The sequence below is a fragment of the Clostridium sp. LBM24168 genome, from assembly GCF_052953915.1.
Genome location: NZ_CP196861.1, coordinates 2720001 through 2733073 on the forward strand (window position 1 = coordinate 2720001; position 13073 = coordinate 2733073).

10 protein-coding genes are annotated in these 13073 nt (G+C 29.1%); 2 read left to right on the forward strand and 8 right to left on the reverse strand.

Going from position 1 to position 13073, the window contains the following annotated elements:
* Positions 1–153 precede the first annotated feature (153 nt).
* A complete protein-coding gene (locus tag ACSVC9_RS13440) occupies positions 154–1218 on the reverse strand; it encodes a response regulator transcription factor (protein WP_446897963.1) in 1065 nt (354 codons plus the stop codon).
* 179 nt (positions 1219–1397) lie between these two features.
* On the opposite strand from ACSVC9_RS13440, the gene ACSVC9_RS13445 reads away from it, so the two are divergent.
* Positions 1398–2705, forward strand: coding sequence for a transposase (locus ACSVC9_RS13445; protein WP_446897050.1), 1308 nt, complete (start codon positions 1398–1400; stop codon positions 2703–2705).
* 453 nt (positions 2706–3158) lie between these two features.
* On the opposite strand, the gene ACSVC9_RS13450 is transcribed toward ACSVC9_RS13445, so the two are convergent.
* The 7 genes from ACSVC9_RS13450 to ptsP all read right to left on the reverse strand — a co-directional run bounded on the left by ACSVC9_RS13450 (position 3159) and on the right by ptsP (position 10685).
* A complete protein-coding gene (locus ACSVC9_RS13450) occupies positions 3159–4061 on the reverse strand; it encodes an acetamidase/formamidase family protein (RefSeq protein WP_446897964.1) in 903 nt (300 codons plus the stop codon).
* 12 nt (positions 4062–4073) lie between these two features.
* Entirely contained in the window at positions 4074–4772 is a 699-nt protein-coding gene (locus tag ACSVC9_RS13455; protein WP_446897965.1) for an ABC transporter ATP-binding protein, read from the reverse strand.
* Between the two features lie 13 nt (positions 4773–4785).
* On the reverse strand, positions 4786–5514 hold the full coding sequence (locus tag ACSVC9_RS13460) for an ABC transporter ATP-binding protein (protein WP_446897966.1): 729 nt from the start codon (positions 5512–5514) through the stop codon (positions 4786–4788).
* A 17-nt stretch (positions 5515–5531) separates the two neighbouring features.
* Positions 5532–6542 (reverse strand): ABC transporter permease subunit, encoded by a 1011-nt coding sequence (locus ACSVC9_RS13465; protein ID WP_446897967.1) that lies wholly within the window; start codon positions 6540–6542, stop codon positions 5532–5534.
* A complete protein-coding gene (locus ACSVC9_RS13470; RefSeq protein ID WP_446897968.1) occupies positions 6520–7416 on the reverse strand; it encodes an ABC transporter permease subunit in 897 nt (298 codons plus the stop codon). Before ACSVC9_RS13470 ends, ACSVC9_RS13465 begins: the two co-directional genes overlap by 23 nt.
* Positions 7417–7512: 96 nt before the next feature.
* The gene (locus ACSVC9_RS13475) at positions 7513–8748 is read right to left on the reverse strand and encodes an urea ABC transporter substrate-binding protein (protein WP_446897969.1); all 1236 of its coding nucleotides are present in this window, start codon (positions 8746–8748) and stop codon (positions 7513–7515) included.
* Between the two features lie 323 nt (positions 8749–9071).
* On the reverse strand, positions 9072–10685 hold the full coding sequence (ptsP, locus tag ACSVC9_RS13480; protein WP_446897970.1) for a phosphoenolpyruvate--protein phosphotransferase: 1614 nt from the start codon (positions 10683–10685) through the stop codon (positions 9072–9074).
* A 350-nt stretch (positions 10686–11035) separates the two neighbouring features.
* On the opposite strand from ptsP, the gene ACSVC9_RS13485 reads away from it, so the two are divergent.
* On the forward strand, positions 11036–13045 hold the full coding sequence (locus tag ACSVC9_RS13485; RefSeq protein ID WP_446897971.1) for a sigma 54-interacting transcriptional regulator: 2010 nt from the start codon (positions 11036–11038) through the stop codon (positions 13043–13045).
* The last annotated feature ends 28 nt before the right edge of the window (positions 13046–13073 follow it).

A 13073-nucleotide genomic window follows, 5' to 3' on the forward strand; every position in this document is an offset into this window, starting at 1 on the left:
TAGAAATTATTATAGGAAATATTAAACTCCAAATCAATTTTATATTGTATATATTGTCAATAATAATATAACAATTTGAAAGAGAGAAAGCTAATAACCCCAATATTATCGATATTATAATTTTAATATTATTATTCTTTATAGATAACATTATTAGTTTATTACATCTACAAAATTAGACAATAGATAATTTTGTCTATATTCAGTAGGTGCTACTCCAACAGTATTTTTAAAAATTTTACTGAAATATTCAGAATCATCATATCCAAGTATAACAGCAATTTCATATATTTTCTTATTTGTCTTTTTAAGAAGTATTTTAGCTCTTTCCATCTTTACAAATGTTACAAAATTAACATAACTAACTCCAACCTCCTGTTTAAAAAGATGACTGAGATAGGTTTTGTTTACAAAATGCATATCTGCTACTTGCTGCAAAGTAACACCATTTTCCAGATTATTAATAATATCTTTACATATATTCTTTACTAGTTCACTTTTACATCTAATATTAAATTTATTAACTTCTTTCGTAATTATTTTAATTCTTTCACAGAAAATCTTTTTAATATCGCTCTTTATATATATCTCTCTAATATTAAATATTTCATCCAAATCACTATACTTTGAAATATAAGATCTTCTTTTTAAAATTTCCTCTTTAATAAAATTAATTAAAAAATATAACCTCTCATTTATTTGACAAATATCATATTTTTTTTCTTCCATAATTGATTCGATAATACTGTTAGCGACATTATATATATAATTATCATTATTTAATATAAGCTTTGGTAATATTTTAATATTAGGTAAATTATAATTTTTGTTCTTTTTTAAAACATCAAGATGATCTTTTATCCTTTTCAATAATTCAACAAGTTTATCTTCTTCTATAGGTTTAACAATATAATCAAAAGCTCCTAAAACAATTCCCTCTTTAGCATAAGAAAAATCAGCGTATTCACTTAAGAGAATAACACAATTACTTAATTTTCTTTTTTTTATTCTTCTCAAAAGTTCAATTCCATCCATTATAGGCATGCGAATATCAGTTATGACTACATCAATTTTGAAATTTTCCAAAATCTTTATAGCATCTACTCCATTTTGAGCTTCAAAGTTGATACTAAAATCTTCATTCTCTTTAAAAATTTTAAATCTCTTAAATAATCTCCTAAATATTTCTCTATCATCAACTATTAATATATTGTACATAATAATCACCTATTTATTATAAATTAAATAGCCTTGAGCATAACTCTAAGGCACTCATTTCTCTAGCCCGATAAGGGCTATTTTTTTCTATCACTAAAATTTATATCATAGGATTTCCTCAACTTTTGTCGAATTTTTAAAATATCACATAATAAAAACACTAAAAGGAGGAAATCTCTATGTACCAACGTCAAGAAATCTTTAATATAATTGAGCTTTTCACTTCACAAAACACAATAAACTTCTACACAGATATTTTTGAAAATATTAATTTATCTTCATTACCCGATAGGGTTCCTTCCAAATACGGACCTGTCGGTTTCTCAAGACACGCTCTTTTCAGAGCTTTTATAGTCATGAAATGTGAGAAGTTTGCTCAAATTACTGATCTTAAAGATTTTTTAGAAAATAATTTAATCATTGCACAACTTTGTGGCTTTGACATTCTTAAACCACTTCCTTCATACAGGACCTTTCAAAGGTTCATAAAGAATATCGAAAACTCTTGTTTGAAAGAAATTATGAAACATCAGGTAAATACTCTCAAGAAACTTGGCTTTATAGACAACAACTTTATATCTGTTGATACAACTCCAGTTAAAGCAAACACTAAACTTAATAACCCTAAATGCTTCGCATCAAACAAATTTTCAAAGAAGAATAATCCAAAGTCTGATAAAGATTGTAAACTTGGAGTACATACTGCAAATAATTCCATGAACGTTAAAATCAATGATAACTCCAATAAATCAAGTAAGAAATATGAATTTTACTGGGGTTATAAAAACCACGTTATCTGTGATGCAATATCCGGACTCCCTATAGATGAATATACAAGTACTGCTGATATCAATGAAATTTCTACCTTGACTAAATTTCTTTCAGGTACAAATAGCTGGTTTTCACTTAATGGAAGTTATGTTGTCGCAGATAAAGGCTATGATTCAAAGTTAAATCATAATTTTATAAAAAACAACTTGAAAGGTCTTGCCTTTATTGCCATTAACAAAAGAGGGAAAAAAAATCCTAAATTAACTTCCACTGGCAACATTATTTGTCAAGGCGGTCTAGCCATGCATAAAGATGGACGACAGTATTTTGATTCATACATCAAGCAAAAATTTTGCTGCCCATTTAAAAAATCTAAAGATGATTCACTGTGTCCCTGCAAACATGAAAAATATTTCAATGGCAGGAAAAACAGAGGATGTATCCGTTATATCAGCAAAGGTACTGACTACAGGGCTTCAATTAATCATGAGTCTAAATTTTTTAAAACCATCTACAGCCTGAGGACAGAATCTGAAAGATATAATTCCAGATGGAAAAAGCTTAATAACGAAAGAGCTTATGTCAGAAATATAAATTCTGTATCAAACTTAAATACTGTAGGACATATATGCCTTCTGACAACTGCGATAGCAGCTATAAAATCTGGTAACTCTGATAAAACCAGATCCCTATCGGGATTAAAAAGAATAGCTTAATTTAAAACCTATTATTTTTTAGCATCAACTTTTACCCTAGGGATACTCTGCCAATTTTTATATTGTAATTAATTGTAAAGTATATTTTTCATAAAAAGCTGTAATTTTTATTCTTCAATCAATAATATTTCCTTTTTCTTGTATTTAATTTTTTAGTTATGTTCATGTCTATAAATTAAATTTAATCATAATTTTAAAGTTTTTATTATAAAAATAATATATTTAGATATTTCAATATAAAAATCTAAATATATTATTTTATGAAAGATAAAAAACATTACTATCTTTAAAAAAATTCAAAATAATTTTTGCTAAATTTAAAAAATATAGTATAATTAAGACTTTTCCATGATTCTTATTTATTATTATAAAATTCATTTATAGTTTATTCAAGTTAATTAGTTTGTATACTAAAGGAGCTCCTTAACAAACCTTAACTAGTATTTATTGTCTTTATAAATATGCTTTCTTAATTTTGGCTACTAAAGAATAAAATGTATCTACCATATTTCCTACATACATTTCACCACATTGTCCTAATGCTTCGTATGCCTCTAACTCATCCCATCCAAATTCTTTCATCCATTCAATAAGTTCCACATATGCAATTCTTGCAGCATCTTCCATAGGCTTAGCACTACCTACAGTCATTATATATTCGTCATTTTCAATTCTAGGCCAGTTAATTTTTTTCCCTTTTATAATATCAAATTTTAAAGTTATTTTTCCTGGAATCTCAAGTGCTGTACCTATAAGTTCACCATCACCTTGATTTGCATGACAATCTCCAGTAAAAAGCATAGCTCCTTTAACAGTAATTGGTAAATAAATTTTATTACCAATGCAAACATCTTTTACATCCATATTTCCGCCCTGATTAAATGGAGTTAATGCTGAAAGTGCCTCCAATTCTGGTGCCGTAGCAATTGTACCTAAAAATGGTTTCCATAAAAAATTAAGTTTCTCATTACTTTTAAATCTATTACCTTCTTTTTTATATATCCAAACTTTTTCCTCCAAAGGCTTATTTAAAAACCTAGTTGTCGGAGTAGTCACAAGGCCACCAAATTCAGCTACATTACAACTTACTGCATAATCTCTATCTGGCTCAATATTTACTATATTTACAACTAAAGTATCACCAGGTTCCGCACCTTCAATAAATATTGGACCATTTTGAGGATTAAGATATCCTCCTAATATTTTACTTGGCTTGTCCTCTTCACTTGTAATCATATTTTTAAAAGCATCAAGTGTATGCAAAATAATTTTTTCTCCTGGCTTAACATTTGCTATTGGTTCCAGATACCTACTAAAAACATATGAATACTTTTCTTGTTGTTTTACCTCTAACATAATTAATCACTCCTATACAGTTAAATATTTTTTTATCTCATTTTTATTTTCAATTTGCTCCCTTGTAAGCTGAGCTACAATACATCCTTTGTTTAATATATAACTTCTTTCTGATATCTGTTGGATTAATCCCATATGCTGTTCAACAAATAAAGTTGTTAAATTTAATTCTTTACATATATTTTTTAAAATATCACCTATTTGTTGAACAATATTAGGCTGTACTCCTTCACTTGGCTCATCAAGTAACAAAATTTTAGGATTTCCAACAAGGACTCTTCCAATAGATAACATTGCTTGTTCTCCACCACTCATAGTACCAGCAAGCTGTTTTTTCCTTTGAGCTAATATAGGGAAATAACTGTATACCATATCAAAATTATATTTTTTATCTTTAGTATTTATCATCATCCCCATTCTCAGATTTTCTTCTACTGTCAAGCCTGGAAATATTCCATGTCCTTGAGGTACATATCCCATACCCATAGATGCCCTATCATATGACTTAACTTTTGTAACATTTTTTCCACAAAATATAACCTTACCACTCTTAATTTTATTTAGTCCTATTATAGTTTTCATAAAAGTACTTTTACCAACGCCATTACGACCAATAATAGAAACTATTTCTCCATTTTTTATATCAATATTGATATTATTTATAATCATTACTTTATCATAACCAGACACTATATTCTCGGTCTTAAGCAAACATATCACCCTCTTATATATTACCAAGATAAATATTCTTAACATCATTATTATTAACAATCTCTTCAACTGTACCTTCTGCAAATTTTTTTCCAAAATGTAGTACTGTTATTTTTTCTGCAATAGTTTTTACAAAATCCATATCATGATCTATAAATAAAATTGTAATTCCTTGTTTATTTAATTTTTTAACCAATTCAGCCGTAAAATATGTTTCTTCTGGTCCCATTCCAGCAGCTGGTTCATCCAATAACAATAGCTCTGGATTAGATGCTAAAACCATCGCAATTTCAAGCCATTGTTGTTGACCATGAGACATATTCTTAACAATTGGATTACCCAATTTATCTATTTTTACCAGATGAATAAGTCTATCAATTTCATCTTCAATTTTATCTTTCGGTACATAATTTTCTGCAGCAATTTTAATATTATCTATCAATGAAAGTTCTTCATAAACACCGGGAATTTGCATTTTTATACTTAATCCTATTCTAGATCTTTTAAAAGCATTAAACTTTGTAATATCTTTTCCTCTAAAGTTTATTTTTCCAGATGAAACAGAGTATATCCCTGTAATCAATTTAAAAATAGTAGTTTTTCCTGCACCATTAGGTCCAATAAGACAATGAAGTTCTCCTTTATTAATTGTAAGATTAAAATTCTCAACAGCTTGAATACCTCCAAATTGTTTTGATACATTTATAAGCTCTAAAATATTTTCATTATCTTGATCTTGCAATTTGTACTCCTCCTTACCTAGTTTTCTCTTTTTAATCTTCTAAAAAAACTGTCTATAGTTTTAAATAAAGATACAATAATTCCATTTGGTACAAATAAGATTACAAGTACTAATACTAATCCAAGAATTACAAGTGCGTATTGATTACCACTAGCCGATAATGAGTGAGAAAAGTAACTATACAAAGCCGTGAATATAATAGGTGCCGTAATATTCTTTTTACCCCCTGCAGCCACAAGAACCACGGGTATTGTTGAAGCTGTAAGTGACATATTAGACGGTGTAATATAATTTCCCCATGAAGCATATAGCACACCTGAAAGTCCCGCAATACATCCACCTATAACAAAGACAATAACTTGAATCTTAGAAACATTATATCCAAACAATTCACTTCTTGAGCGATTTTCCCTGATTGCAAGTAATGAATACCCTAATTTTGATGTTTGAAGCTTACGTAAACCTAAGTAAATAATTAATACTATTGACAACATAAAAATATACAAAGAAATACTTTGAAGTTTATAGTTCCCCAAACTTATAGTAGGAATATTCGTCAATCCATTATATCCTCCTAGCTTAACTCCAGCTATCTTCCATTGAGATCCTGCTGTTTGTCCCATAAATGTTTCTAATGCTATCGTTACACAAAGCGTTATAAGTCCTACAAACACATCATTAATCCCACCATAAAACATAAAATATCCCAATATACCAGCTATAATTCCTGCAATTGCAATTGCTATAATAGCAGCCAACAGACTTATTTTAGTATTTTCAGAAGCAATACATATAATTCCATAGGCATATCCTCCTACTCCAAAAAAAGCTGCTTGTCCAAAACTAAATATACCGGTCAGTCCCCATATTAGAGAAACACTTAAAGTTAATAATATATTTGTCATAAAATAAGAAAATACATTTACTTTATATGGGCTCATAAAAATAGGCATAGAGTACGCAATTAAAAATATAATTATTGCAGTAACATTCTCAGAAGAAAGCCTAAATTTTTTTAATATATTCATTTTTCTTACTTCCCTTCTTAGAAAGAATTTGAATTAGCCCTGAAAATCCTTTAGGACAAACTCTTATAAATATAATTGCCACAATAAGTAATCCAACACGTCCAACAAATGTTCCATAAAACATAGACAATACACTATTAACAATGCCTAAAGCTCCTGCCGAAATAATTGTACCAATCAACGGATTTGCGCCACCAACAATAACTGTTACAAAACTCTGCATCATAAAATTTCCTCCAAAGTTTGGTGTTATAGACATAGTTGGTGCATAAAGCCCTCCTGCTAAACCAGCAAGTGCAGATCCAATCATAAAAGTAATTGAATACATTTTATTTGTATTGACCCCTAAACTACTAGCTATGTCATTTTTCTGCATAGTAGCTCTAGCATTCAATCCAAACTTCGTATGCATAAAAATATAATATACTAGGATAACAAGCAGGATTGATATTACTGTTAAAAGTATTCTATAAATAGAATATTTTTGACCTCCTAAAGTAAATGACCCTAATGGTGTTGAAATCCCACTAAGAGATGGTCCCATTAAAATTAGCATTCCTTGACTTAATATAAGACTAATGCCCCAAGTTGCAACAACAGAATCAAGAGGCCTTTTGTACAACTTAAAAATAATAAGTCTATCTACAATTAATCCAAATATGCCTGTTAAAATTGCTCCTAACAGGATAGAAATAATTAATGGGATTCTTCTAATAGCTAATAAAGTAGTTATATATGCTCCTAACATTATGAATTCACCATGAGCAAGATTAATAATTCCCATCATACCAAAAATTATAGATAACCCAATAGATGCTAGAACAAGAAACGAAAAGCTATCGCAAAATTGATATAAAGCTATTAAAATCGTCATTAGCCAAAACTCCTATCTTTTTAATATGTTTACTTATATGCATTATTTATTACTTGAAAATAATGCATATAAATTGTTCACTTAATAGTTTTATTTTTATTTATCAATAGGTGTATATTGTTTATTAGGCGATGATTTTCTTAAATCAATACCCTTGGCAGATGAAAGCCAATTTGGAGCAACAGATTTCCAATTTTGAATAAAATTAATGTTATGTTTCTCATCGCATCTTACTAAATAAACATTTCTATATGCATGATGAGTTGCACCATCAATTTTCACAGGTCCTGCTGGTCCGTCATAACTCACACCACTTTCAAGTGCTTTAATAACTTTCTCTACGTCAGTAGTTCCAGCTTTTTCTACTGCATTTTTCCATAAATAAATTCCACTATATTCAGCTTCTGCTTCCATACCTATATAAGGCTCTTTTGGAAACTTTTTTCTCCATCTTTTCTTAAACTCATTTGATGCTGAAGTATTAAGCTCTTCCATATATGTTGCTGTTACATACATATTTGCCAAAGCTGGAGCCTTAAATCTCTTATGCTCATAAGCTTGAGCAAGATTTACTGTAGAAGCCATAGGCAAACCTTTAATTCCAGTCTTTTCCCACTGTTCATAAAATGAGGATTGTGCTGTACCAATGAGCAATGTCACAAGTACATCAGGCTTTGCTTTTTGTATATTACTTATAGTGCTACTAAATTGAGAAACATTTAAAGGAATAAATTCTTGTCCAACTATTTCTCCACCATTTTTACTTACAGTATCCTTCACCCATTCTGCACTTATCTGTCCAAAATTATAATCTGCTGCTATAGTATAAACCCTAGGTCCAAATTTTTTAATCATTGCATTAATTAAAGTTGTAATCTGATGTTCAGGGACTGCTCCTGTACAAAATACATTATGGCTTGCAACTCCACCTTCATATTGATTATTATAAAAAAGAAGTGCATTATTTTGTTCAACGATAGGTCTTACTGCTTCTCTAGAGGCACTTGAATAACATCCCATTATTGCTGCAACTTTATCATCAAGGATCAATTTCTTGGCCATTTCTTGATACTTGGTATTATCTGATTGAGTATCTGGAGCAACAATCTCAATTTTCTTTCCCAAAACACCTCCTGAAGCATTTATTTCTTGAACCGCTAATTGTGCCGCATGATATTTTTGCATACCTACTAAAGAAAAATCTCCAGATTGATCTTCAAGAACACCAAGTTTAATAGTTTTTCCATCTGTGCTATTAGAATTGCCTCCACATCCTGTAAATATTGCTGTTGTCACTACTATTGCTGTAATTAAACTAAATATCTTTTTCATAATAGTTCTCCTTTCTACTTTTATCTTTTAAAAGTACACACAACTATAAAATTAATTATTATATATTACCTTTCTATTTGCTCTCTCTTTTAATATTTACAACATTCTTATTATAAGTAATATAAAATTATTAATTTGTTATATTTATATAATAAATTATAAATTATTATCAATTTAAGTACATGGAATATATAAGTATAATACCCTGTTTTTTTTTAGGTATATAAATATTTTCATAATTTTCTTAATATATTAAGAAATAATGTAGCTAGATTTGATTTAAATCAAATCTAGCTACATTTCCTATCCAGAATATAATAATTTTATTTCTCCATTATGAGTTGTTTTGCTTTCAGTATTGAAGATGCACTCATTGAAAATTCATCGAGTTCATATTCTACCAACGTAGGAATAGCTCGCTCATCGCCAGCCATCTCACCGCACATTCCACACCACTTTCCTGCCTTATGTGCAGATTCTATAGTCAGCTTTATAAGTTTTAAGACTGCTGGATGCATTGGATTATATAAATATGATACTTTTTCATTCGTTCTATCTACAGCTAAAGTATATTGAATTAAATCATTAGTTCCTATGCTAAAAAAATCTACATAATTTATAAGCTCTTCAGAATTTATAGCAGCAGCTGGTATCTCAACCATTATGCCTACTTCTATATCGTCTTTATATTGTTTACCTTCTTTTTTAAGCTCTTCCTTGCATTTCTTAATTACATTTTTTGTCTGAAATATTTCTTCCAGAGAAGATATCATAGGAAACATTATTTTAAGATTCCCATAAACTGATGCTCTAAGCAATGCTCTCAACTGTATCTTAAATATATCCTGCCTATCAAGACAAAGTCTTATAGCTCTATAACCCAGGAAAGGATTCATTTCTTTAGCCAATGGAAGATATGAAAGTTTCTTATCTCCACCTATATCAAGTGTTCTTATAACTACTGGTTTATTCTCCATTTTTTCGAGAACATATTTATAGGCTTCAAATTGTTGTTCTTCACCTGGCATCTCATCTCTATCCATATATAAAAATTCAGTTCTAAACAATCCTATAGCATCTGCACCATTTTTTATAACTTGATCTACATCCTGTGGTTTACCTATATTTCCTGCAATCAATACACGTTTTCCATCTTTAGTCTTTGCTTCCACATTTATAAGCTTTCTAAGTTTAACTTTCTCCATTTCATAATCTTTTTTCTTTAATTCATACTCCCTTATAGTTTTTTCATCAGGATTTATTATAGCAATTCCTTCAACCCCATCGACAATTGCAGTATCCCCATTTTTAACCGATGAAGTTATATCCTTCATACCAACGACTGCTGGTATCTCTAAAGTTCTTGACATAATCGCACTATGAGAAGTTTTTCCGCCTATATCAGTTAAAAACGCTATAACCTTGCTTTTATCAAGTTGAGCCGTATCAGAAGGTGTTAAGTCATGGGCCACTATTATCGTATTTTCTCCCATATTCGAAAGTCTTGATAAATTACCCATCAAATTTGCAAGTATTCTTTTGCCCACATCTTTTACATCTGCTCCTCTTTCCTTTAAATATTCATCTTCCATAGCTGTGAATGTTGCCATATACATTTCTACAATATCTGAAAGTGCCTTTTCTGCATTTATACTATCGCTTTTAATTTTATTCTCTACTAGACCTGAAAATTCTGGGTCATCCAAAAGCATTATATGGCTGTCAAATACTGATGCCTTATCCGCCCCTAATTCTTTCTCTGCCTTCTCTTTTATCTTCTCAATCTGCCTTTTAGAAACATCCAGTGCAGTTTCAAATCTAATTATTTCCTCTTTTATATTATCTATAGTCCTTCTCTCTATTTTTATTTTCTTATCCTCTTTTAAAAATACTTTACCTATTGAGTATCCTTTTGAAGCTGCAATACCTCTCTTCATTGCTATTCCCCCCTAAATACTATTTATAGATTCATATAATATTTCACAGCAATTTTCACGCCACATTAAAGACATTATTAATTTTTTCACATTTCATGTTTTTATACCTTTTATAAGTACCTATTTTCGCAATGAAACCTTTAAATAGGAATTCTATTTTTTTAATAATAAAAAATACCAAATTTAGTACTTGATATTTTTTATCAAGACTATTTGATATATTCTTTTATTTATTAAAAATTAAATTCTGGATACTAGATTTAAAGTCATTTTTAGTATATTATAATAATCGATACTTTTTATCATCATTTATATTGATATTGATATTTTTTATCAGAAAGGATTTTTATATGTATAAAAATATAATCACAGTACCGATCCGAAACGGAATTCATATAAGAATTGCAGCTATAATTGTTCATAAAGCAGTACAAATCAAAAATAGATATGGAATAAATTTATATATAAAAAAACTTACAGCAAAAGAACCTCTTGCTGTAAGTATGTTAGCCCTTGTATCTCTTAAAATAAAAGAAAACGAAAAAATTGAGGTATCCTGCCTCGAAAATACTGAAAACAGCAAAGCCGCTGTCCATGAATTATGTGACTTTATAACCAATGATTTATCACAAAATAATCCTATAGCATCAAAAATAGATGATATAATAGAAGAAAATACCATAGCTTATGAACAAATAGTTAAAAATATACCTGTTGGCATAGTTGTAATAGATAAAAATGCTCGTATTACTACAATGAATGAATATGCTTTAAAAATAGTCGACAGGAATCTAAGAGAGGTCACCGGAAGATTTATAAAAGACATAATACCAACTTCCGATCTTCCTAATTTACTAAAACTAAAGATAAAAAAAGTAGGTGAAACTCAATACATAAACAACAATATTGTAATATCAAATAGATCTCCTATATTTTCAAATAAAAAAGTAATAGGCGCCCTGGGAATATTCCAAGATATATCTGATTTAGTAGGTATAAAGGAATTAAATGAGCGATTTAAAAAAATACTTGAAGCATCTCATGAATTAATTTGCTTTGTAGATGATAGGCGAATTGTAAGTTATATAAATCCAGCCTATGAAAATCACTACAATATAAAAAATTCCGATATAGTTGGAAAAGACTTAATCAACATTTCTCCACATGGACTGCGGATAAAAGTATTTAAGTCCAAAAAACCAATCAAAAATAAAGTCTATCACAAGTATAATAAAACTATAATTTCAACAGTAACTCCAATATTTGCAGATAAAAAATTTAAAGGAGTAATGTCAATATCCAGAACTGCTGATGAATTAAAAAATTTGTTAAAAAAATTAAAGGATTCGGAAGAAAAATTAAATTATTACAAAGAAGAGCTAAACAGACAAAATAGATTAGGTGGCTCTTTTCATTCTATAATAGGAAATAGTGGTTCTTTAAAAGAGTGTCTTGTAATTGCCGAAAAGGCATCCAAATCCACCTCTACTGTACTTATAAGAGGTGAAAGTGGTACAGGTAAAGAGCTAATAGCAAAAGCTATTCATAATAACAGCAACAGGAAAAACGAACCTTTAATTCGAATAAATTGCGCTGCAATACCAGAAAATCTATTTGAAAGTGAACTATTCGGATATGAAAAAGGTGCTTTCACTGGTGCCGTAAAAAGTAAACCAGGCAAATTCGACTTAGCAAATAAAGGCACTATATTTTTAGATGAAATAGGTGATATGCCAGTATCCATGCAGGTCAAATTGCTTAGAGTACTTCAAGAGAAAGAATTTGAAAGTGTAGGAGGCCTTACTACACATAAAGTTGATGTACGAATAATAGCTGCTACCAATAAAAACTTAGAATCCATGTTAAAAATCAATAAATTTAGAGAAGATTTATACTATAGACTAAATGTTATTAGTATAATGCTTCCTCCTCTAAGAGATCGAAAAGAAGATATAAATCTTTTAGTAGAACATTTTATAAAAAAAATAAACAAGAAATTAAATAAAAATATTTCTAGAATCGATAAGAAATCTTTGAATTATTTAATGGAATATCATTGGCCAGGAAATATAAGAGAATTAGAAAATATAATAGAAAGAGCAATAAATATGTGTGATGGAGATATAATAAAATCAACAGATTTGCCTTTCTATATAAAAAATGACAATCCGGATACAGAAAGTCTAATAAATCTAAGAAATGGAAAACTAGCTACCATAGAGGAATACGAAAAAGAAATTATATTAAAAGCTATGCAGAAATATGGTAGTTATAATAAAGCCGGTAAAATCTTAGGATTAACACATAGAACAATTTCCTTAAAATGTAAAAAATATGGAATAGATAAAAATGCCCTATAACAATAAATAGCATTTTTATCTATCAACA

Excerpts from the sequence above, each read along its gene's own strand:
- ACSVC9_RS13440 (WP_446897963.1), bottom strand. The coding sequence starts at position 1,218 with ATGTACAATATATTAATAGTTGATGATAGAGAAATATTTAGGAGATTA.
- ACSVC9_RS13445 (WP_446897050.1), top strand. The coding sequence starts at position 1,398 with ATGTACCAACGTCAAGAAATCTTTAATATAATTGAGCTTTTCACTTCA.
- ACSVC9_RS13450 (WP_446897964.1), bottom strand. The coding sequence starts at position 4,061 with ATGTTAGAGGTAAAACAACAAGAAAAGTATTCATATGTTTTTAGTAGG.
- ACSVC9_RS13465 (WP_446897967.1), bottom strand. The coding sequence starts at position 6,542 with ATGAATATATTAAAAAAATTTAGGCTTTCTTCTGAGAATGTTACTGCA.
- ACSVC9_RS13470 (WP_446897968.1), bottom strand. The coding sequence starts at position 7,416 with ATGACGATTTTAATAGCTTTATATCAATTTTGCGATAGCTTTTCGTTT.
- ACSVC9_RS13475 (WP_446897969.1), bottom strand. The coding sequence starts at position 8,748 with ATGAAAAAGATATTTAGTTTAATTACAGCAATAGTAGTGACAACAGCA.
- ptsP (WP_446897970.1), bottom strand. The coding sequence starts at position 10,685 with ATGAAGAGAGGTATTGCAGCTTCAAAAGGATACTCAATAGGTAAAGTA.
- ACSVC9_RS13485 (WP_446897971.1), top strand. The coding sequence starts at position 11,036 with ATGTATAAAAATATAATCACAGTACCGATCCGAAACGGAATTCATATA.